Genomic DNA, 20,885 nt, shown 5'->3' on the forward strand with positions numbered 1-20,885 from the left:
CAGAAGAGGCCAATATTGGCCTCTTCTGTCCTCCACTTAACTAGCTAAGAAAAGGGGATTAAATTAAGACCGCTTGGTAAATGTCAACCTCGTCGTTGAGACTGGCCTAAAGTTAAAAAATTGTCAATAAAATCACTACTTCTACTATACCTCTTGCCAAATTAGAAATTTATTGTTTCCAAACTACTGTATTCCAAAAATTATACAAATTTATTAAATTATACACAGAATAATTAAAACATGTTTTGAGATAAATTTTTTTATAAGGTTAGTGTAAACCTAGTTAGGAGTGAAGAAATAATGTTAAGTGATGACGGTAAAATTCTGCTTAGAGTGGATGAGAGTGATATTGTTGATGGCTCTTATCAGATTCCTGTTGGAGTAACGAGTATTAGCGACGAGGCATTTATTCAATGTCGTAGTTTACAAACGATAATGATTCCTGATGGCGTAACGAATATTGGTGAATGGGCATTTGTTAAGCGTTGTAGTTTACAAACGATAACGATTGCTGATGGCGTAACAAATATTGGTGAAGGGGCGTTTAGTAAGTGTCGTAGTCTACAAACGGTAATAATTCCTGCTGGAGTGACAATTATTGATGATTTTGTTTTTGCACAGTGTACCAACTTACGAGCGATAACGATTCCTGTGGGGGTAACGGCTATTGGACTTGGAGCATTCGATAAATGTCGTAGTTTGCAAACGATAACGATTCCTACTGGCGTAACGACTATTTATGAAGGCGCATTTGCTAACTGTAGCAGCTTACAAATGATAACGCTTCCTGCTGGAGTTAAGACAATTGGCGATGGTGCATTTGAAGGTTGTGAAAAATTGGCCTGGATTATCATCGATAGTGACGATCAAGCTGATTTAGGTCGAATAACTGCCTTATTACCTGAAGAGTTAAGCAGCAAGGTTATCCCCAAAAGTTTATATGTTGAAGTTATTAGGCAGCTTCAGGACAAGCACCTCGCTAGAATTCTTTCCAGCCCACATACCAATCAGCTTTATCGTTTCTTTCATGTTAATACGCGGTATGTATCCAAGGTGAACATAGAAAATGAAGAACAACGAGCGATAGAAAAAGCAGGTACTACAATACCAGAAGAGATATTTTGCCATATTAATGCACAAGGAGCTGATGCTAATCGTTATTACCAAAAAGCGAAAGCTCTAATCGAGCGCGAGCCTTGGCCTAAAGCCCCTGAAGAGCTTAAAGGCTATGAAGAAAGGTTAATAAACATAGTCACTAAGTGCATTAAACAGGCAGAGCATTTTCACGTTGCCATAGAAGAGAATCAAACTGCTTCCCCGGTCACTCCGTTTAATTAATATGGCTTAAACCAAGGAATTTGGCAGGATGCCAAATTTAATGGTTGAAATAGTTAAAGGGCCAAATTACCTGCGTTAATGTCTACCTAGCTGGGCGTTAGTTCATCGTTTAATGCGTGTGTAATAAACGTTTAAAAGCAGCATGAACAATTAAAAATTACCAATAGAAACCCTACCTTTTCTAATTTAGAAATTTATTGTTTCCAAATCACTGTATTCCAAAAATTGTACAAATTAATTAAATTAAACACAGAATAATTAAAACATATTTTGGGTTAAATTTACTTAAAAGATGAGTGTAAATCTAATTAGGAGCGAAGAAATAATGCAATTAAGTGCTGACGGTAAAACGCTGCTTAACGTTGATGAGAATGATATTATTGATGGTTCTTATCAGATTCCTGCTGGGATAACGACGATTGGGGCTGGGGCGTTTAGTCATTGTAGTAGCTTGCAAACGATAACGATTCCTGTTGGCGTAACGACGATTGGGGCTGGGGCGTTTAGTCATTGTAGTAGCTTACAAGCGATAACGATTCCTGCTGGAGTCACGACCATTGATAATGGCACATTTGCTAAGTGTAGCAGCTTACAAACAATAGTATTTCCTGCTGGGATTACCGCCATTGGCGCCCGCGCATTTAGTGAATGTCGCAGTTTACAAAGGATAACACTTCCTGCAGAGGTAACGACGATTGGGATTGGTGCATTTCGAGGATGTCGCAGTTTACAAAGGATAACAATCCCTGCAGGAGTAACAACCATTGCTAACACAGCATTTATTAATTGTACTAATTTACAAACGTTAATACTTCCTGCTGGCATTGAGATTACTGGCTATAGTGTATTTCCGGGTTGTGACAAATTAACCTCGATTATTATCGATAATGATAATCAAGCGGAGTTAGAGCAAATGACTGCCTCATTAAGTAAACAGTTCAAAAGCAAGGTTATCTTAAAAAGTTTATTTGATGAAGTTATTCGGCTTCAGGATAAGCAACTCGCACGGATTCTCTTTAGCCCACAAACCAATCAGATTTATCGTTTCTTTCACTTTGATACACGGTATGTATCAATGGTGAACATAGAAGATGAAAAAAAACAAATGCTAGAAAAAACGTGTACTACACTATCAGAAGAAATCTTTTGCCACATTAATATCCAAGGCGCTGATGCTAATCGTTATTATCAAAAAGCGAAGGTTTTAGTTGGGCGCGAGCCTTGGCCTAAAACTCATGAGGAGCTTAGGTGCTATGAAGCACGCTTAATAAAGATAGTCACTAAGTGTATTAAACAGGCAGAGGATATCCAAGCTGCTATAGAAGAAATCCCAATTGCTTCTCCTACCGCCCCCGCTTAATTAAGCTCGGCAGGATGAATTAATATAGGCTTAAATCAAGGTCTTTGGCAGGATGCCAAATTTAATGATTCCAATAGTTAAATAGACAAATTACTTGCGTTTAATATTTATGTAATAAACGTTTAAAAGCAGTATGAAAAGTTAAAAACTGCCAATAACAGCCTTAGTTTTACCCTACCTTTTCTAATTTAGAAATTTATTGTTTCCAAACTACTATATTCAAAAAATTAAACAAATTTATTAAATTATGCACAAAATAATTGAAACATGTTTTGGGATAAATTGATTTACAAGGTAAACCTAATTAGGAGTGAAGAAATAATGAAATTAAGTGATGACAGTAAAACGCTGCTTAAAGTTAATGAAAATGATATTATTGATGGTTCTTATCAGATTCCTGCTGGCGTAACGACTATTGGCTTTGCGGCATTTGCTGAGTGTAGAAGCTTAAAAACAATAGTACTTCCTGCCGGGATTAAGGTCATTGCCGACCAGGCATTTTTCGGATGTGGCGGTTTAAAAACAATAGCACTTCCTGCTGGGATTAAGGCCATTGGCGACTGGGCATTTAGCGAATGCCGCAGCTTACAAACAATAACGCTTCCTGCGGGGATAAAGTCCATTGGTATTGGGGTGTTTGACAACTGTAGCAGCTTACAAAGGGTGGCACTTACTGCAGGGATAACGGCCATTACAATAGGGGCGTTTAAAGGATGTCGCAGCTTACAAACAATAACGCTTCCTGTCGGGATTAAGGCCATTGGCGCCGGGGCATTTAGCGAATGTATCAGCTTACAAACAATAGCACTTCCTGCTGGAGTTAAGAGGATTGGCCATGGTATATTCAAGGGCTGCAAAAAATTAACCTATATTATTATTGATAGCAATGATCAAGCGGAGTTAGAGCGAACAGCTGCCTCATTACGTGAAAAGTTCAAAAGCAAGGTGGTCTCAAAAAGTTTATACACTGAAGTCTTTCGGATTCAAGATAAGCAACTCGCCAGAATTCTCTTCAGTCCAAAAACTAATCCGATCTATCGTTTCTTTCATGTTGATACACGGCACGTAACCAAGGTGAACGTAGAAAATGAAGAACAACAAACGATAAAAAAATCGCGTAGTACACTACCAGAAGAGATGTTTTGTCATATTAATATTCAAGCAGCTGATGCGAATCTTTATTATCAAAAAGCAAAAGTCTTAATCGAACGCGAGCCTTGGCCTAAAACGCTTGAGGAACTTCAAAAATATAAAGCGCGTTTAATAAATATAGTTTCTAAATGTATTAAGCAGGCAGAGCGTTTCAACGCCGCTCCAGAAGAGACTCAAACTGCTTCTCCGGCCACTTCGTTTAATTAAGCTTAGGAAGATGAATGCATAGGACCTTAAACTAAATTCTTTGGCAGGATGCCGAACTTAATGATCAAACTAGTTAAATGGGCAAATTATCTGTGTTTAATCTCTATCTAGCTACCATTATTTTATCATTTAATGCTTGTAATTAAAATTTAAAAACAGCATTAAAGTTAAAAACCGCCAATATAAACCTTATTTTTACCTTACCTTTTCTAATTTAGAAATTGTTTATTTCCAAATCAATATATTCCAAAAATTGCACAAAATCATTAAATTACAAACAAAATAATTAAAACATATTTTGGGTTAAATTTATTTAAAAGATGAGTGTGGATCTAATTAGGAGCGAAGAAATAATGCCATTAAGTGCTGACGGTAAAATTCTGCTTAAAGTTGATGAGAGCAATATTATTGATGGTTTTTATGAGATTCCTGCTGGGGTAACGACTATTGGGGTTGAGGCGTTTGCTAAGGTTAGCAGCTTAAAAACACTAGCACTTCTTGGTATAAAGACTATCAGGGGAGGACATTTAAATCATAGCCACTTACCAGCGATGATGCTTCTTGCTGGGATTACGGATATTGGTGTCTCGGCATTTAAAGCTGCTGGGATAAGGACTATGGGCTGGGGAGGATTTTTTAAGTGTAGCAGCTTACAAACGATAGTAATTCCTGCTGGGATTACGGGCATTCACGCCCGGGCATTTCGAGGATGTAGCAACTTACAAACGATAACACTTCCTGTTGGGCTTAAGGCCATTGGCACCGAAGCATTTAGCGAATGTAGCAGTTTACAAACGATAACGCTTCCTGCTGGAGTTAGGGATATTAAATATGATGCATTTCTAGGTTGCGACAAATTGACCCGGATTATCATTGATAGCGATGATCAAGCGGAGTTAGAACGACTAAATGCTTTATTACCCTATAAGTTAACAAGCAAGATTATCGCAAAAAGCTTATATGATGAAGTGATTAGGCTTCAGGAGAAGCAACTTGCACGGATTCTCTTTAGCCCACAAACCAATCAGCTTTATCGTTTCTTTCATGTTGATACGCAGTATGTATCAAAGGTGAACGTAGAAAATGACAAAAAACAAATAGTAGAAAAAACGTGTCCTACTCTACCAGAAGAGATATTTTGTCATATTAACAATCAAGGAACTGATGCTAATCTTTATTACCAAAAAGCAAAGATTTTAATTGGGCGTGAGCCTTGGCCTACAACACCTGAGGAGCTTAAAGGCTATGAAGAAAAATTAATAAAAATAGTCAATAAGTGCATTAAACAGGCAGAGCATTTCCACGCCGCTACAGAAGAGGCTCAAATTGCTTCTCCGGCCGCGCCACTTAATTAACCTGGGATTCATTAATAAGGCCTTAAACCAGGCTTTTGGCAGGATGCCAAATTTAATGATTCCAATAGTGAAATGGATAAATTACTTGCATTTAATATTTGTGTAATGAATATTTAAAAGCAGCATGAACAGTTAAAAATTGCCAATAACAGCCTTATTTTACTCTACCTTTTCTAATTTAGAAATTTACTGTTTCCAAACTACCATATTCCACAAATTAAACAAATTTATTAAATTATATACAAGATAATTAAAATATATTTTGGGATAAATCTATTTATAAGATTAGTGTGGACCTATTTAGGAGCAAAGAATAATGAAATCAAATGCTGACGGTAAAACTCTGACTAGAATTGAGGAGAGTGATATTATTGATGGTTCTTTTCAAATTCCTGCTGAGATTACGACAATTGCCGGGTGTGCATTTTTTAAATGTCGCAGCTTACAAACAATAATATTTCATGCTGGCGTTAAGTCCATTGGCGACTGGGCGTTTAGTGAGTGTCGTAACTTACAAACAGTAATCCTTCCTGCAGGGATAACGACTATTGGTTTTGGCGCGTTTAATGACTGTAGCAGTTTACAAAAGGTAATACTTCCTACAGAAGTAATGGTAAGTGGGGATGGAGCATTGGGAGAATGTAGCAGCTCACAAGCAATAATACTTCCTGCTGGGGTAACAACCATTAAGAACTCGGCATTTTCTAATTGTACCAACTTAAAAATTTTATTACTTCCTGTTGGAGTTACAATGAGTGGCCGTGAGGTATTTGAGGGTTGTGAAAAATTAAAATTGATGATCATTGATGGCGATGATCAAGCGGAAGTAGAGCGAATAAAGACCTTATTACCTGAAAGGTTAAAAAACAAAGTTACCTCAAAAAGTTTATGCGTTGAAGTTATTCAGCTTCAGGAGAAGCAACTCGCTAGAATTCTCTTCAGTCCACAAACCAATCAGCTTTATCGTTTCTTTCATGTTGATACGAGGTATATATCAAAGGTAAGCGTAGAAAATGAAGAACAACAAGGGCTAGAAAAAACGTGTCCTACACTACCAGAAGAGATATTTTGTCATATTAACGTCCACGGAGCTGATGCTAATCGTTATTACCAAAAAGCGAAAGCCTTAATCGGGCGTGAGCCTTGGCCTACAACCCCTGAGGCGCTTAAAGGCTATGAAGAAAAATTAATAAAAATAGTCAATAAGTGCATTAAACAGGCAGAGAATTTCCAAGCTGCCACAGAAGAGGCCCAAGCTGCTTCTCCGGCTGCGCCACTTAATTAAGTTCGGGAGATTAATTAATAGAGACTTAAAAAGGACTTTGGCAGGATACCAAACTTAATACGTGTGTAATAAACATTTAAAAGCAGCATGAACAGTTAAAATAGCCAATAACGGCCTTATTTTTACCTTACCTTTTCCAATTTAGAAATTTATTATTTCCAAATTACTATCTTCTGCAAATTAAACAAATTTACTAGTTTATCTACATAAAAATTCAACCAAATTTTAGAATAAATTTATTTAATCAAATGGTTAAGGGTAAACCTATAAGGTTAGCGCAAAGCCTAATTAAGAGTGAAGAATTAATGCAATTAAGTGATGACGGTCAAATTCTGCTTAAAGTTCATGAGAGTGATGTTATTGATGGTTATTATGAGATTCCTGTTGGAGTAACGACTATTGACTTTGCGGCGTTTGCTGAGTGCCCCAGCTTACAAAAGGTAACGCTTCCTGCGGAGATAACGACTATCAACAAGGGAGCGTTTACTTATTGTTCTAGCTTACAAACGATAACGTTTTCTGCTGGGGTAACGACGATTGGTATGGCAGCATTTCACGGATGTAGCAGCTTACAAACGATAACGATTCCTGCAGGGGTAACAACCATTAGTTTTGAGGCGTTTAGTAAGTGTAGCAACTTACAAACAATAACACTTCCTGCAGGACTCACGACCATTGAGGATCAGGCGTTTAGCGAGTGTAGCAGCTTGCAGATGATAGTGATTCCTGCTGGAGTAACGACCATTAGTTTTAGCGCATTTAAGGGATGTAGCAGCTTACAAACGATAGTACTTCCTATTGGGATTACGACCATTGGCGACTGGGCATTTGAAGAGTGTAGTAGCTTACAAACGATAACGATTCCTGCAGGGGTAACAACCATTGGCCTTGGAGCATTTAGTGAATGTAGCAGCTTACAAACAATAACGCTTCCTGCTGGGATAACGACCATTAATTATAATACATTTAACGGATGTAGCAGCTTACAGACGATAACGCTTCCTGCTGGAATAACGGGCATTGCTGATAATTTTTTTGGCTGTAACAACTTAAACTGTATTATTATCGATAGTGATCATCAAGCTGAGCTAGAGCGCATGACTGACTTGCTACCTGAAAAATTTAAGAATAAGGTTGTCAGCAAACGTTGGCTTGATGAGGTAATTTGTTTTCGTGATGACCAATTGGCTAGGCTCATTAAAGCACCACAGACTAACCCGCTATATCGCTTCTTTCGTCAGGATGCACGCTTTGTGTCAAAAGTCGAAATAACAAATAAAGAAGGGAAAATTACAGCTCAAGCGTGTAGTAAACTGCCTGATGAGATCTTTTGGCATATTAATGAGCAGATAGGCAAGGACAATCCATATTACCAAAAAGCGCAAGCTTTAATAAGCTCTAAGCTTTGGCCTACAACTAATGAGGAGCTTGAAGATTATAAAATATACGTAAGAAGTAAAGTCAAAGCATGTATTAAAGAGGCAATCAAAGTGGCTGAAGACGATGCTAATGTTTACTCTCATACTTTATTCCATTAAGTTAAGGCGTGAAATTAAAAAAGAGTAGTTCGCTATAAAGCCGTTATTTTTATAGCGAACTTACATTAATTAAATAATAGTCAAGTGTCGTTGTTGGTAACTAGCAAAGGTAATATCATTCTTCATCTGATTCCCAGGGATCAATTATGTCTACGCCAGTTTTCGCAAAATCTACCTTATTGCGGGTCACAAGAGTCATGCCATGGATAAGGGCGCTAGCTGCAATCATTACATTTCTTCTCGAGCAAGATTTAGGTACATGAAGCTTGGCCATTGTCCTCGTTACAGCAATATCAATAGGGACAATGCGTGCAGCAAATGCAGGTAACACATGGGAATCAAACCAGGCTCTAAGCGTCGAGCCTTGCAGAGGATCTTTTTTCTCCTTTTTCAAAATACCCATTTCTAATTCTAAAAGGGAAATAACTGAAATGAACATGAGTGAAATATTTGTTTTTTTAGCCCAGTGAACAAGATTATGATTTACTTTATTTGAATTAGCCTTGCGTAATTCAGAAACTACATTCGTGTCAAGAAGAAACATAGTCGAATTCCTCAGAGTATAAAATTTTTTTACTAAGCTTTTCTGGCTCAAAATCAATATCTGCTATCTTTGCCATTGCCAACAAATCAACGATAGTTTCTTTTTGAGAAATAAGCTTTTCATAGTCTTGAATAGACATCAGGACATGTGCTGCGCGTCCTCTATCGGTAATAAAAACTGGCTCATTTCGGGCGTCACGTCTTATCTTACTTACATCTTGATTGAACTCTCTACTTGTTACTATTTTAATCATCTCTCTGACCTCAGTTATACAATGGTAGTTACGGGCTACATCATATTATGATTTATTGTTACATAGAAGTATGTGATTGCAATTCATTGATTTTAAATTAAATAACATTAATTATATGCATCACTAAGGCCTTGATTAAACTCTCTATGATCTAATGTAGGAGAGAGAATTTATTGTTGATCACTGCCGTGGATTTACGGAAATGAGAATTATAATATTTGGCTATTGGTAACGCTTTAATGAACTAAGATTAGGCGATATTAAATGAGGTATCTCATTTTAATTGAACAAATTATTAACCCGTATTTGCACAGGTAATGCTCTCGCAGAATTGGGCCTTAAGCTCGGTTTGACCAATGAAGATTTTGAAGTTTTCAATCAAGTTAGTAATAAAGAACCAGCCAAACCGCTGAGCTAATAAACCCGCTTTCAAGCTATGAATTGATCATAATAATGGCGCAGCGATTAAATCTAATTAACTAAGATTATATCGGATTGATTGAGGCAGTTCTTCTAAGTCTTTAACTGGGTATTGGGTTTTGCTATGCCATGTTTTTGGTGTATCAACGCTAGCATGCCCATAAACACTATCCCAAAATAATAATTCATAGTGAGTTGATTTGATAAAGGCGTGAATCATCTTTTTTTGCTGAGCCTCATCTTGCGTACTGGCTAGGTTATTGGTTACATCGATTAATAAATCTCTAGCTGATAAAAAATTTTTACTGGAGTAAGATTCTATCCACAGATAATAAGGATTATTCTTCTCTACCCCTTGCTGTTGCATATGTAATCCTAAATTACTGTATAAAGAAAAGCACGGCAAGCAACTTGCCACCGCTATGGCAACTGGCTCATTGTCAGCTGTCTCATGTAAATAACGAATGTATTCAGAGACGGTTGGAAGTTGCTTTATTGGTTTAAATTCTTTGTGTGCAAAGAAGCTTATAAAACTAGGGGATAAATATTTTTGGTGCAGGTTCATTTCGGTTTTAAGTATGTAATTAGAAAACTTATGAAACAGCTGCTGGTGTTGTTCCTGCGGTAAACGTGTGGCAATTTTTTTTAACACACTGGAGAATTCATGCAAGTATAATTTATCTTGCACTAAGAAATTATTAAATACCTTTCTAGGTAAAGTGCCACGATATAGTCCTGTATTAAATGGGTGGTGCTGGGCTTTTCTAAACAGGGTAGAGCTGGTTTGTAACATCTGTGTATAAATCATTTAATCACCTAAGGCTTCATTTTTTGTTAGATTTGTACGACCTTGTTGCCTGGATAAATTAAAATGTAGATACTGTTTTTAAAAGCAAGCAAAATTTCATTAAAAGTTTTTTGTTTTAAGACAGCATCTACTAGCTTTATCTAACCCTAGTCCGAAATACCGTGGCTTGACCACGGTTATCCAACCCGTCAGTGCCACTGCACTGGATACCGTGGTCAAGCCGCGGTAATTCGGTTGTAATTTAATTTCATACTAAGTAAACGTAGCTTAGGCGCAGGCCCCTAGGGTCTAAACCCGGGTTTCACTTTATTTCACTCAGACTACAAGGTCGTTTTGTTCACTTATTCTGTCCACGCAACAACGCCTTGCGAGCGAAGCGAAGCAATCCAGCACGGACTTTGAAAACGCACTTGACTTGCTTCACCTTTGACTTCGTAAAGGTTCGCAAGACTTAACTCTTCTAGCTTGGCTTTCTTCTACGCAATAATCCCGGTTTACACGGCTCATCGGTACGATTCTCCAAAAAATAAAAATGATCGACAGGCCCATGACCGTGACCTAACTGATATCGTTTTCCAGATAAAATGGCTTGGGTTAAATAGTGTTTCGCCTGAGTTATTGCTTCCCATAAAGAAAAATCTTGAGCAAGGTATGAGGCAATGGCTGATGATAAGCTGCAACCGGTACCATGCGTATTCTTAGTTTTTACTCGTTTAGCATGAAACCAATGGCAGGTGTCTTCTTTTAAGCAGTAAAGCACATCAGATGATGTATCAGTATTAAGATGTCCGCCTTTGAGAAGAACGTTCGTTTTATATAGTTGGCCGATGGTGATAGCGGCAGTTTGCATGTCCTCTTTGCTGCGGATGCTTTTATCTAATAGATGTTCTGCTTCAGGTAAGTTAGGAGTAATAAGGTAGGCTAAGCTTAGTAATTTTTCTTTTAGTTTTCCTAAGGTTTTTGGCTTGAGCAAGGGAGAGCCATCTTTAGCAACCATCACTGGATCAAACACAATAGGTATGGATTTAAATTGGCTTAATGTTTGACAGACTACATCAATGATAGGTTCATCATGCAACATGCCTATTTTAATAGTCTGAACATTTAAGTCATCCAAAACAGATTGCAATTGCTTTTGCACAAATCCCGCAGAAATGGTTTCAATCGCTTGCACACCTTCTGTATTTTGTGCGACTAACGCCGTAATGACCGCTGCAGCATAACTGCCCGTTGCAGAAATCGCTTTGATGTCAGCGTGGATGCCAGCACCCCCGGATGGATCAGTACCAGCAATACTTAAAACACAAGCTAAATTATTCGTGGTCATAATCACCTCGTTGTGGCAATTTTGCTAAGGTATCTAAAAAATGAACTTTAAAGGAGCCAGGACCCTCTGCGAGATAAGCTGCACGTTCGCCACAAATCCCATAAAACACAACAGCCGCACAAGCAGCGAGATAAGCATCCGAAGAGCACGCTTGAAATGCGCCAATAATGGCAGTTAATAAACACCCAGAACCCGTAATGGCAGGCATAAGCTCAGAGCCTCTAGCGAATAAGTTAATTTGTGTTCCTTGAATGACTGCATCCGTTTGGCCACTGATCACGAGAACCACTTTATACTCGGTTGAAAAACAGGTGGCTGTATCTAAGGCTTCTGCAGTCGTGATACTGGCATCAACACCTTTTGTTGTATAAGTTGACCGGCATAACGCCGATATTTCGCTGGCATTGCCGCGAATGGTTGCAAACTGATACTGTTTAAGTAAATGTAAGCAAGCTTGAGTGCGGTATTGACTTGCCCCAGCCCCGACAGGGTCAAAAATAATAGGTTTGCCTAGCTCATTAGCAACTAAACAGGCTTGCTCACATAGTGCAAGAAATTCATCTGTTAATGTGCCAATATTAATAATAATCCCATCTGATAAGTGAATTAAATCGCGAATTTCAGCAAGTCCTTGCGTCATGATTGGTGAAGCGCCTAAGCTCAATAGACCATTCGCGACAAAGCCCATCGTGACCTGATTGGTTATATTGAGCATGAGGGGTCTTTGCTCTTTAATTTGCTGTACTATGCGATAGACAGTTTCATATTGCATAAGATTTTCCTTGTTGAATATTTTTTATTAATTCTCTAGTAGCCAAGAATGGGTCGGGACAATCATGAATTGCGCTGATGACCGCAACGCCATTGGCGCCATGCTTTATTACATCATGGACATTACTGGCATTAATGCCACCGATGGCTACCACTGGATGTTTAGAGCGTTGCGCTATTTCTTTTAAGCCGGCTAATTGCCAAATGGTTTTACAATCGGTTTTGGTTTGACTGGGAAAGACAGCACTGGCAGCAATATAATCGATACAATCTAATTGGTTTGCCTGGTTAAGCTCGTTAAACGATTCAATGGAATAACCGATGATTTTATCGGGTCCTAGTAGACGATGCGCTTGCCAGGGTGAAAGATCAGATTGGCCAATGTGTACGCCATCGGCATCAATGTCTGCCGCAAGTTCAACATAATCATTAATGATGAAGGGAATTTTTAATTTAGCTAATAAGGATTTTAATGCGAGTGCGGTGTTACGGATGTCGGATAGTGATTTATTCTTGTCTCTGTATTGTACCAGAGTGACACCGCCTTTGATGGCTAATTCAAGGAATTGCAGGTATTGATCAAGAGGCTGGTCATTGAGTTGCGTGACCAAGCAGAGGTCAAGTGTGGCTTTATTAGTCATTGCGTTTCTCCTTTATTTAGGAAGAAAAGAGCAATGACTGCTTAGGCAAGAATGCCTAATACAAGCAATACTCACTCTCCCTCCGCAGGCATTATCCAGTGCAGGTTCTAAGGGTAATTCTCAGCTTTGACTAATCAAAGCACCCCCGGTGATTTAAGTTTGGCATCCTAAATTAGCTTCACTAGTCTGTCAATTTAATTTTGATCTGGCTGTTAAAAATCGATATATCAAGACTATGAATAGGACTTTCATGTATAGTAGTATTTTAACTTAACTTGTTAATTACAGCGCTCGCTCACTGGTATTTATGGAAGCTACGACTATTACAGAGCAGTTAATGGAAGAATTATCGGGACGAGTTTTAATCATTAAAGAAAAACTTGCTCAGTATCACGCTGCAGGAAAGAAACTATTTGCAACATCCTCGTTTCAAACTCAAAGCTTGCCTCTGCTACATATTCTTTCTGAGCTTGATTTTACTGTCCCCATTTATTTTATTGATACGGGTTTTTTGTTTCCAGAAACGTATTTATTTAAAGAAAAATTAAGCAACCAATTGCATCTAAAAATTGTTACGCTTCAATCAGCAACTTCAAAATTAAGACAACTAGATAAACAGCAGCAATTTTTATTTATGACTGATCCTGATCACTGTTGCTTTGTTAATAAAATTTTGCCCTTAGAACCAATTATCCAACAACATGATATTTGGATAAATGGTGTTAGAGAATCACAAAGTAAAACGCGTGAAAAATTTCATGAAGACATGCAAGGCAAACATGGCATTCTTCGTTATCACCCGTTATTAAAATGGACTGCAAAAGAGATTTACTATTATGCAAAATATTATGGCTTGCCCGAGCATCCCTTACAAAGTAAAGGGTATGCAAGCCTCGGCTGTATACCTTGCACGACAACCTTAATCAATGCCAGCACGCTATCACGAAAAGGGCGATGGGCTGGCATGCGAAAAGAAGAATGCGGTTTGCATACTGAATTGATGGGAGTAGAAAACAAGTGAATGTTTTAATTACTGGAGGAGCAGGGTACATTGGTTATGAATTAACTAAATGCTTAATGAATAACGTAGCAATTAATCACATCACCGTGTATGACAATTTTTTACAAGCAAATTACCAGTGTTTAAAAGATTTAGCCGCTGCTAACGTTAGCGTTATTCGCGCAGATATGTTAGATGAGCGTAAGCTTAAACACGCATTAAAAGATATTGATTTTGTTTGCCACCTAGCAGCAGTTAGGCGCGCACCTTATAACGAAGAATATACCCACTTATTTGAACAGGTTAATCACTGGGGCACGGCAGGACTTTGTTCCTTGCTTGCAACAAGTCAAGTAAGTAAAGTAATTCATGTAAGTAGTGCTGCTGTTTATGGCACCTCTTCTAAGCCCTTTACCGTTGCAGACGAACCCATGCCAAGCACACCTTACGCTTACTCAAAATTAAATGGTGAGAAGCAGCTCGTGCGAGTTCAGCCAAATAGGGATGTTGTTATTTTGCGTTTAGGGCATGTTTTTGGCTATAGCTTGGCAATGCATTATGGCTCGTTAATCAACAAATTTAATTTGGCCATGGCTTTTCATGAACCTTTATTAGTGCATGGTTGCGGTAATCAAATTAGACCTTATATTCATATTGATCGAGTAGTACAAAGTATTGCTTATTTTTTATCTGCTGATTATCAAGAGCAGGCGGGTTTATATAATATTTATGATTTTAATTTAAGTATTAATGACATCCTGCAAGCTTATCAGGATTTATCCTTAAATTTTGAAACGATTCATGTGAGCCAGCAGCAACGCTTAAATGATTTGATTTTATCAGGCAATGAACTTCAGCAGTTTATCGGCAAACCAAAAGAAATAACGGCTTATCTCCAACAAAGTTTGCTTGCTTAAAAGTAACTTACTCGTAGCTGGGTAATAAATCAAAACATCAGCTTCAATCCCGACACACTTAAAATGGCGACCAGACAAAATCTTAGTTTGCCTGGTTTAAATTGCGTGGCTGCGATGCTACCTAAAATGGCAGTAGGTAGTGAGCCAAGTAATAAAGAAAGGAGCATGTGACTATCTACATGTCCACCTATTAGATAACCAAGGCCTGCAACCAACGCTAGGGGAATAGCATGGGCGATGTCTGTCCCGACAAGTCGATTCGGCGTCATTTGGGTGGGATAAAGATACAATAACATGACACTGCCTAGCGCGCCTGCGCCAATGGAAGTAAGAGAAACAAGTACGCCTAGGATGATGCCTGCTAAAATTGTTAATTTATCTTGAATGTGACGGTAAGGTTGGTTGTGAGAAAATTGACAGTAAGACAAATAATTCAGTAACCAGCCTTTAATGAGTAGGCCAAGGGCGGTGAATAAAATGACGCCACCGATGATGGAAGTCAGATAGGTTGAATGAATTGTTGTTAGGAGTCCAGTTAATAAGGCAATAATCATGACTAAGGCGCTAGGCAGACTACCAAGCCAAAGCTTACGAACCACATGCCAATCTACTTGCTGTTGGTGATGATGAATGAGTAAGGCCGCCATTTTAGTTAAGGTAGCAAACCATAAATCAGTAGCGACAGCCGTGGTAGGGGCAACATGAAAGAGCAGAAGTAGGATAGGCGTCATTAACGCACCACCCCCAACGCCGGTTAAACCTACGATAAATCCGGTAAAGGCGCCGGCAACGACATACATCAAATCCATTTTAACCTAAATCCCTGGGTTTTAACTTTTCTGTCTTACACCGTATAGCGTTTACTTTATTTTGTAAAGATTAGGATAACTTTAAAAGTTAAACAGTTGCTAACGCTTAGCATTGTTGCGTGGATAAAATAAAACGTAGCTCAGGCGCAGGCCCATAGGGCCGAAACCCGGGTTTCACTTTGTTTCACCCAGGCTACAAGGTCATTTTGATCACTTATTCTATCCACCCAACAATGCTATAACGCTTTAGCGACGAAAAAAGGATTTTTAAATCCTTTTTTGCCATAGACCAGGGGTTTACCATCAAGTGCTTCTACCTGTCCTCCTGCTGCGGTTAAAATGGTGTGACCTGCGGCAGTATCCCATTCCATGGTATGCCCAATTCGTGGGTAGAGATGAGCGTTCCCTTCAGCAATTTTACAAAATTTTAAGGATGAACCAACTGCCATAAATTGCGCGACTTTCTTGTTGATAAGATAAGCATCCATGGCTTTTTGATCACCATGCGAGCGGCTGCCCACCACATAGAGTCCTTCTTCAGCAGGTTGAATGACTTGAATCGATTGCCTATTACCATGCCTATCCATTTTGATTGCCTCGCCGCCCTTAAAGCCTGCATACAATAGGTTTAAAGCGGGGGCCGCGACAATGCCTAAAACAGGTTGATGTTCTTCTATTAAAGCCACGTTTATCGTGAATTCGCCATTATAATTGATAAATTCTTTCGTCCCATCAAGTGGATCAATCAGCCAAAATTGCTGCGGATTTTGCCATTCTAGGTGTTCTAAATCGGCATTTTCTTCAGAAATAATGGGAATATCGGGCGTTAATGTATGAAGTGTTCTCGTAATGATGTCATGTGAGGCGAGATCGGCCTCTGTTAAAGGACTGCCATCAAATTTAGTCACATAGTCACAATGGCCTTGATAAAGCGCTAGTACAGCATCTGATGCTTCCCAAACCATCTTGATGAGTTCTTCTAATAGTGCTTCTGTGATTTGCATAGACAACTAAACATCTCCTTTAAATTTTTAGCAAGGCTCACAAAAAGCCTTAAATCGCGTAGTTAGCTTAACTAACTTCCTCATTAGCTACCTGGTTTGCTTGAGCCTTGGTGATTTTCTTAAATTCTCTGAGCAATTGTAATACTTGGGCTGCCGATTCTAACGGGGTGAGCTTTACGGTATTAATAATTAAATCAGGTGCTGAAGGTATTTCATAACGGCTATCAATGCCTGTGAAGTTCTTAATTTTTCCGGCTTTAGCTTTTTTATATAACCCTTTAACATCACGTGCTGCAATGACGTCAATTGGCGCATCGACAAATATTTCTAAGAATTGGTCATCGCCAATTAATCGCCTTGCCATCTCCCGTTCCGCTGCGAAAGGTGAAATGAATGACACTAAGGTAATTAATCCTGCTTCCGTCATCAGTTTAGCCACCTCAGCCGCGCGCCTAATATTTTCAGCCCGATCAGCTTCGGTAAAACCTAAATCCCGGTTAAGGCCTAGGCGGATATTATCACCATCGAGTAACATAGTGTGTTTGCCCAAGGCATTTAATTCGCGCTCAACTAAGTTAGCTATAGTGGATTTACCAGCGCCAGATAAACCGGTAAACCACAGTACCACAGGTTTCTGCTGTTTAATATCAGAGCGCATGGACTTATTGACTAGCAAATCTTGACGATAAATAGTTGTTGAGCGGCGGAGTGCAAAATGAATTAAGCCTGCTGCAACTGTTGCGTTGGTTATTCGGTCAACAAGAATAAAGCCACCTAGTTCCCGGTTAACATCATAAGGTTCAAAAGCAATTAGCCTATCTAAGGCGATGTCGCAACAGCCAATCTCATTTAACGTTAATTCTTGGGCCGCTAGCCGCTCCATCGTATTTACATCAATACGGAATTTAGGTTTATTAGGTGTACAAAGTGCTGTGGCTGCGCCAATTTTTAGTAAGTATTGGCGGCCAGTGACCATGGGTTGCTTATCCATCCATAATAGGGTTGTTTCAAATTGATCTGCTACCTCAGCAGGCATGGCCGCAGCGGTAAAGACATCACCGCGAGACACGTCTACTTCATCGGTCAATGTAAAGGTAACTGATTGGCCGCAACTGGCCTCAGGCAAATCACCCTCATAAGTTACAATGCGCGCAATTTCTGTTTCCTTACCGCTAGGTAAAATCTTAATGCGATCACCAGGGCACACGGTACCGGCAGAAATACGGCCGGTAAAGCCACGAAAATCTAGATTTGGGCGATTAACCCATTGGATTGCCATACGAAAAGGGCGCTTTTCTAGTGAGGTCTCAATGATTACTTCTTCCAGATGCTGCATGAGCGTTGGGCCTTGATACCAAGGCATATGGGTGGAATATTTTACGATATTATCACCATGCAATGCCGAAACTGGAATCGCTTCAATTGTGGTAATACCTAGTTTCTCTGCAAATAGACGATAGTCATTGGTAATGTGTTTATAAATGGCTTCGTCATAATTAACGAGATCCATTTTGTTAATCGCAAGAATGATGTTTTTGACGCCCAGCATGGAGACAATAAAACTGTGGCGCTTGGTTTGGGTTAACACGCCTTTACGGGCATCAATGATGACCACAGCCAACTCTGCTGTAGAAGCACCTGTTGCCATATTACGCGTGTATTGCTCATGACCTGGTGTATCAGCGACAATGAATTTACGCTTGTCAGTGGAAAAAAAACGATAAGCGACATCAATGGTAATGCCTTGTTCGCGTTCTGAGGCAAGTCCATCAACTAATAAGGCAAAATCCAAATTACCGCCTGTTGTGCCAAATTTTTTGCTATCAGAGGCTAATGTCGCCAGTTGATCATCATAAATCGTGTGGGATTCATAAAGTAATCGCCCAATTAAGGTTGATTTCCCATCATCCACAGAGCCACAGGTAATAAAGCGCAGCAAGCTTTTCGTGTTGTCCGTTTGTAGATAAGATGTAAAATTATTCGTTATCCATGAATTTGTTGGCATTAAAAATAGCCCTCTTGTTTCTTCTTTTCCATAGAAGCGGTGCCATCATGATCAATCATTCGGCCCTGTCGTTCTGATGTGGTGCTGGCTAGCATTTCTGCAAGTATGTCTGGTAGTGTTTCGGCATTTGATTCAATAGCACCAGTTAACGGGTAGCAGCCTAAGGTTCGAAAGCGCACTTGGCGCAACTGAGGTTGCTCACCTGTTGCCAAAGGTAGTCGTTCATCATCCATCATGATGAGTGCGCCATTGCGTTCAACAACAGGTCGTATGCCGCTGTAATAAAGGGGAACAATATCAATTTTTTCCTGGTAGATGTATTGCCAGACATCAAGCTCAGTCCAATTTGATAACGGGAAGATGCGCAGGCTTTCTCCTTGATGCTTGCGCGTATTATACAAACTCCATAACTCAGGCCGCTGGTTTTTAGGATCCCAACGATGATCTTTATTGCGAAATGAAAAAACACGCTCCTTAGCACGCGATTTTTCCTCATCACGGCGCGCACCCCCAAATGCTGCATCAAAGCGATATTTTTCTAGCGCCTGTTTTAAGGCGGCCGTTTTCATGACATCGGTATGAATGGCTGAGCCATGGGTAAAGGGATTAATGCCAGCCTCTATGCCTTCCTGATTGACATGTACCAGCAATTCAAGCCCATGTTTTGCAATAGTCTGGTCACGAAATTCTATCATTTCCCTAAATTTCCAAGTCGTGTCCACATGCAGCAAGGGAAAGGGTGGTTTAGCGGGATAAAATGCTTTTAAAGCTAAGTGCAACATCACTGAACTGTCTTTACCAATGGAATAAAGCATAACGGGATTGTCTGCTTCAGCCACCGTTTCTCGCATGATGTAAATACTTTCTGCTTCCAGGTATTTTAAGTGGTTTAACTTCATGTTAGTCACTCCTGCAAATGCCCTTAATTTAATGTGTTCGTTCAGAGAGTATGAATAAATAACTAGGTGGTGGCAGGGCAATCGTTGCTATTATTTATTTAAATAAATTACTATAATTACCTTTTTTTTAAAAGCCTTATGTACTCTCGTAGGATAATTGTCAATGCATCAATATAAAGGTGAATGCCTCTGTGGGGCTTGTCGCTATGTCATTACCGGACAAAAACCAGAAGCGATGTATTTGTGTCATTGCAGTCGCTGTCGGAAAGAAACAGGGACAATTCATGGTGCTACCGCTTTCTTTAAGGATGCGCAATTATCATGGGAAAAGGGCGAAGAGAATCGTTCGCATTTCAAATTAGAAGGAACAAGAAAAGAGCGCGCTTTTTGTAAGACGTGCGGCTGCCCGCTTCCTAGGCAAGAAAAAGACTACATCATTCTACCAGCAGGTACGCTTGATGATGATAAGTTGATAGAACCAACAGCTCATATCTTTTGTGCAAGCCGTGCTGTTTGGGAAGATAAACTAAGTACCTTACAGCGGTTTGATGAGTTACCTAAGTTAAAAGACTAAATGCTAGTTACACTTATTCCATAAACCACACCGGTATATCGCGTTTTGTCCATTTTGCTAAGTGAGATTTGTGCCCTCTAAAATACTGCCGATAGGCCAGCACAGGATTTTCATGCCTATATTCATCCGGAAGAACTTGTGTGATTTTTGTTAGCCCTAGATCAGGTAGAGGGGGTGGGTCTAAGGCTAAAACGACATCATAAGATTTATGATTTTTATCCCGGTTAAAGCGGTATTTATATTCCTCATTTAAAGCCCCAGATAAGTCTTTTAACCAATTCCAATTAGCTAATGATTGATTTGCCCATAAAACACAAGGATGAGATTGATGGGTTGGGCGATAGGGCGCTGGTATGTTATTTATCCATAATACAGTACAAAGAATTTGCGCTGACTCAAGAATCATTTTCACCACATGCGCATCACAATGATAAAGAGCACAGGTTTGTATGTCTTCATCAAAATAAAAAATATTCATCCTTTTTTTCAACCTATCAACAGGAAAATTCAGCAAACCAAGCAATTCATTAATTTTATCACCCTTTTCCTCTTTGCCTACAAGCATTGTTGCTTGGATAGAAAAAGTGATCAAAACGACCTTGTAGCCTGGGTGAAACGAAGTGAAACCCAGGTTTAGGCCCTATGGGCCTGCGCCTGAGCTACATTTTAATTTATCCA

General features: G+C 39.3%; 20 protein-coding genes and 1 riboswitch. Of the genes, 9 read left to right on the forward strand and 11 right to left on the reverse strand.

Annotation, left to right across the window (positions count from 1 at the left end; translation table 11 throughout):
* Window positions 1-300 precede the first annotated feature (300 nt).
* From DYE47_RS02150 to DYE47_RS02175, 6 genes are all read left to right on the forward strand, one after another.
* On the forward strand, window positions 301-1,338 hold the full coding sequence (locus tag DYE47_RS02150) for a leucine-rich repeat domain-containing protein (protein ID WP_115301693.1): 1,038 nt from the start codon (window positions 301-303) through the stop codon (window positions 1,336-1,338).
* A 325-nt stretch (window positions 1,339-1,663) separates the two neighbouring features.
* Window positions 1,664-2,698, forward strand: a complete 1,035-nt coding sequence (locus tag DYE47_RS02155) for a leucine-rich repeat domain-containing protein (RefSeq protein WP_160149820.1) — start codon at window positions 1,664-1,666, stop codon at window positions 2,696-2,698.
* 321 nt (window positions 2,699-3,019) lie between these two features.
* Window positions 3,020-4,057 carry a leucine-rich repeat domain-containing protein gene (locus DYE47_RS02160; protein ID WP_160149821.1) on the forward strand — a complete coding sequence of 346 codons (1,038 nt, stop codon included), beginning with the start codon at window positions 3,020-3,022 and terminating at the stop codon, window positions 4,055-4,057.
* Between the two features lie 353 nt (window positions 4,058-4,410).
* Window positions 4,411-5,412 (forward strand): leucine-rich repeat domain-containing protein, encoded by a 1,002-nt coding sequence (locus tag DYE47_RS02165; protein WP_160149822.1) that lies wholly within the window; start codon window positions 4,411-4,413, stop codon window positions 5,410-5,412.
* Window positions 5,413-5,728: 316 nt separating this feature from the next.
* Window positions 5,729-6,697: a leucine-rich repeat domain-containing protein gene (locus DYE47_RS02170; RefSeq protein ID WP_115301697.1), complete on the forward strand. Its 969-nt coding sequence runs from the start codon at window positions 5,729-5,731 to the stop codon at window positions 6,695-6,697.
* A 305-nt stretch (window positions 6,698-7,002) separates the two neighbouring features.
* Complete coding sequence (locus tag DYE47_RS02175) at window positions 7,003-8,235, forward strand: leucine-rich repeat domain-containing protein (RefSeq protein WP_160149823.1); 1,233 nt, start codon at window positions 7,003-7,005, stop codon at window positions 8,233-8,235.
* Between the two features lie 115 nt (window positions 8,236-8,350).
* On the opposite strand, the gene DYE47_RS02180 is transcribed toward DYE47_RS02175, so the two are convergent.
* The 6 genes from DYE47_RS02180 to thiE form a co-directional block, all read right to left on the reverse strand.
* Window positions 8,351-8,779 (reverse strand): type II toxin-antitoxin system VapC family toxin, encoded by a 429-nt coding sequence (locus DYE47_RS02180; protein ID WP_115301699.1) that lies wholly within the window; start codon window positions 8,777-8,779, stop codon window positions 8,351-8,353.
* A complete protein-coding gene (locus tag DYE47_RS02185; protein WP_115301700.1) occupies window positions 8,766-9,032 on the reverse strand; it encodes a type II toxin-antitoxin system Phd/YefM family antitoxin in 267 nt (88 codons plus the stop codon). Before DYE47_RS02185 ends, DYE47_RS02180 begins: the two co-directional genes overlap by 14 nt.
* Window positions 9,033-9,507: 475 nt before the next feature.
* Window positions 9,508-10,260: a TenA family protein gene (locus tag DYE47_RS02195; protein WP_115301702.1), complete on the reverse strand. Its 753-nt coding sequence runs from the start codon at window positions 10,258-10,260 to the stop codon at window positions 9,508-9,510.
* A 460-nt stretch (window positions 10,261-10,720) separates the two neighbouring features.
* Window positions 10,721-11,587: a bifunctional hydroxymethylpyrimidine kinase/phosphomethylpyrimidine kinase gene (gene thiD, locus DYE47_RS02200; RefSeq protein ID WP_115301703.1), complete on the reverse strand. Its 867-nt coding sequence runs from the start codon at window positions 11,585-11,587 to the stop codon at window positions 10,721-10,723.
* Window positions 11,574-12,359 (reverse strand): hydroxyethylthiazole kinase, encoded by a 786-nt coding sequence (gene thiM / locus DYE47_RS02205; protein ID WP_115301704.1) that lies wholly within the window; start codon window positions 12,357-12,359, stop codon window positions 11,574-11,576. The genes thiD and thiM overlap by 14 nt, the downstream gene beginning before the upstream one ends.
* A complete protein-coding gene (gene thiE, locus DYE47_RS02210) occupies window positions 12,349-12,999 on the reverse strand; it encodes a thiamine phosphate synthase (RefSeq protein WP_115301705.1) in 651 nt (216 codons plus the stop codon). Before thiE ends, thiM begins: the two co-directional genes overlap by 11 nt.
* Window positions 13,000-13,058: 59 nt before the next feature.
* A riboswitch (TPP riboswitch) is annotated at window positions 13,059-13,156 on the reverse strand.
* Window positions 13,157-13,306: 150 nt separating this feature from the next.
* Between thiE and DYE47_RS02215 the strand changes: the two genes are divergently transcribed.
* Window positions 13,307-14,020 carry a phosphoadenylyl-sulfate reductase gene (locus DYE47_RS02215; protein WP_115301706.1) on the forward strand — a complete coding sequence of 238 codons (714 nt, stop codon included), beginning with the start codon at window positions 13,307-13,309 and terminating at the stop codon, window positions 14,018-14,020.
* Window positions 14,017-14,916 (forward strand): NAD-dependent epimerase/dehydratase family protein, encoded by a 900-nt coding sequence (locus DYE47_RS02220; protein ID WP_160149824.1) that lies wholly within the window; start codon window positions 14,017-14,019, stop codon window positions 14,914-14,916. The genes DYE47_RS02215 and DYE47_RS02220 overlap by 4 nt, the downstream gene beginning before the upstream one ends.
* 29 nt (window positions 14,917-14,945) lie before the next feature.
* Here the strand turns inward: DYE47_RS02220 and DYE47_RS02225 are convergent, their stop codons facing one another.
* The 4 genes from DYE47_RS02225 to cysD all read right to left on the reverse strand — a co-directional run bounded on the left by DYE47_RS02225 (window position 14,946) and on the right by cysD (window position 19,642).
* On the reverse strand, window positions 14,946-15,725 hold the full coding sequence (locus DYE47_RS02225) for a sulfite exporter TauE/SafE family protein (RefSeq protein WP_115301708.1): 780 nt from the start codon (window positions 15,723-15,725) through the stop codon (window positions 14,946-14,948).
* Between the two features lie 236 nt (window positions 15,726-15,961).
* A complete protein-coding gene (gene cysQ, locus DYE47_RS02230) occupies window positions 15,962-16,729 on the reverse strand; it encodes a 3'(2'),5'-bisphosphate nucleotidase CysQ (protein WP_115301709.1) in 768 nt (255 codons plus the stop codon).
* Window positions 16,730-16,796: 67 nt separating this feature from the next.
* A complete protein-coding gene (gene cysN / locus DYE47_RS02235; protein WP_115301710.1) occupies window positions 16,797-18,734 on the reverse strand; it encodes a sulfate adenylyltransferase subunit CysN in 1,938 nt (645 codons plus the stop codon).
* Window positions 18,734-19,642: a sulfate adenylyltransferase subunit CysD gene (gene cysD / locus DYE47_RS02240; protein ID WP_207385199.1), complete on the reverse strand. Its 909-nt coding sequence runs from the start codon at window positions 19,640-19,642 to the stop codon at window positions 18,734-18,736. The genes cysN and cysD overlap by 1 nt, the downstream gene beginning before the upstream one ends.
* 154 nt (window positions 19,643-19,796) lie before the next feature.
* Between cysD and DYE47_RS02245 the strand changes: the two genes are divergently transcribed.
* Complete coding sequence (locus DYE47_RS02245; protein ID WP_115301712.1) at window positions 19,797-20,207, forward strand: GFA family protein; 411 nt, start codon at window positions 19,797-19,799, stop codon at window positions 20,205-20,207.
* A 13-nt stretch (window positions 20,208-20,220) separates the two neighbouring features.
* On the opposite strand, the gene DYE47_RS02250 is transcribed toward DYE47_RS02245, so the two are convergent.
* Entirely contained in the window at window positions 20,221-20,799 is a 579-nt protein-coding gene (locus DYE47_RS02250) for a hypothetical protein (RefSeq protein WP_207385198.1), read from the reverse strand.
* Window positions 20,800-20,885 lie beyond the last annotated feature (86 nt).

This window comes from Legionella beliardensis (assembly GCF_900452395.1).
In the GTDB taxonomy this organism is placed as follows: Bacteria; Pseudomonadota; Gammaproteobacteria; order Legionellales; family Legionellaceae; genus Legionella_C; species Legionella_C beliardensis.

Coding starts and splice junctions, on each gene's coding strand:
- thiE (WP_115301705.1), bottom strand. CDS start 12,999: ATGACTAATAAAGCCACACTTGACCTCTGCTTGGTCACGCAACTCAAT.
- DYE47_RS02155 (WP_160149820.1), top strand. CDS start 1,664: ATGCAATTAAGTGCTGACGGTAAAACGCTGCTTAACGTTGATGAGAAT.
- thiM (WP_115301704.1), bottom strand. CDS start 12,359: ATGCAATATGAAACTGTCTATCGCATAGTACAGCAAATTAAAGAGCAA.
- DYE47_RS02180 (WP_115301699.1), bottom strand. CDS start 8,779: ATGTTTCTTCTTGACACGAATGTAGTTTCTGAATTACGCAAGGCTAAT.
- thiD (WP_115301703.1), bottom strand. CDS start 11,587: ATGACCACGAATAATTTAGCTTGTGTTTTAAGTATTGCTGGTACTGAT.
- DYE47_RS02150 (WP_115301693.1), top strand. CDS start 301: ATGTTAAGTGATGACGGTAAAATTCTGCTTAGAGTGGATGAGAGTGAT.
- DYE47_RS02245 (WP_115301712.1), top strand. CDS start 19,797: ATGCATCAATATAAAGGTGAATGCCTCTGTGGGGCTTGTCGCTATGTC.
- DYE47_RS02165 (WP_160149822.1), top strand. CDS start 4,411: ATGCCATTAAGTGCTGACGGTAAAATTCTGCTTAAAGTTGATGAGAGC.
- DYE47_RS02195 (WP_115301702.1), bottom strand. CDS start 10,260: ATGATTTATACACAGATGTTACAAACCAGCTCTACCCTGTTTAGAAAA.
- DYE47_RS02215 (WP_115301706.1), top strand. CDS start 13,307: ATGGAAGCTACGACTATTACAGAGCAGTTAATGGAAGAATTATCGGGA.
- DYE47_RS02225 (WP_115301708.1), bottom strand. CDS start 15,725: ATGGATTTGATGTATGTCGTTGCCGGCGCCTTTACCGGATTTATCGTA.
- DYE47_RS02175 (WP_160149823.1), top strand. CDS start 7,003: ATGCAATTAAGTGATGACGGTCAAATTCTGCTTAAAGTTCATGAGAGT.
- DYE47_RS02170 (WP_115301697.1), top strand. CDS start 5,729: ATGAAATCAAATGCTGACGGTAAAACTCTGACTAGAATTGAGGAGAGT.
- cysN (WP_115301710.1), bottom strand. CDS start 18,734: ATGCCAACAAATTCATGGATAACGAATAATTTTACATCTTATCTACAA.
- cysQ (WP_115301709.1), bottom strand. CDS start 16,729: ATGCAAATCACAGAAGCACTATTAGAAGAACTCATCAAGATGGTTTGG.
- DYE47_RS02185 (WP_115301700.1), bottom strand. CDS start 9,032: ATGATTAAAATAGTAACAAGTAGAGAGTTCAATCAAGATGTAAGTAAG.
- DYE47_RS02160 (WP_160149821.1), top strand. CDS start 3,020: ATGAAATTAAGTGATGACAGTAAAACGCTGCTTAAAGTTAATGAAAAT.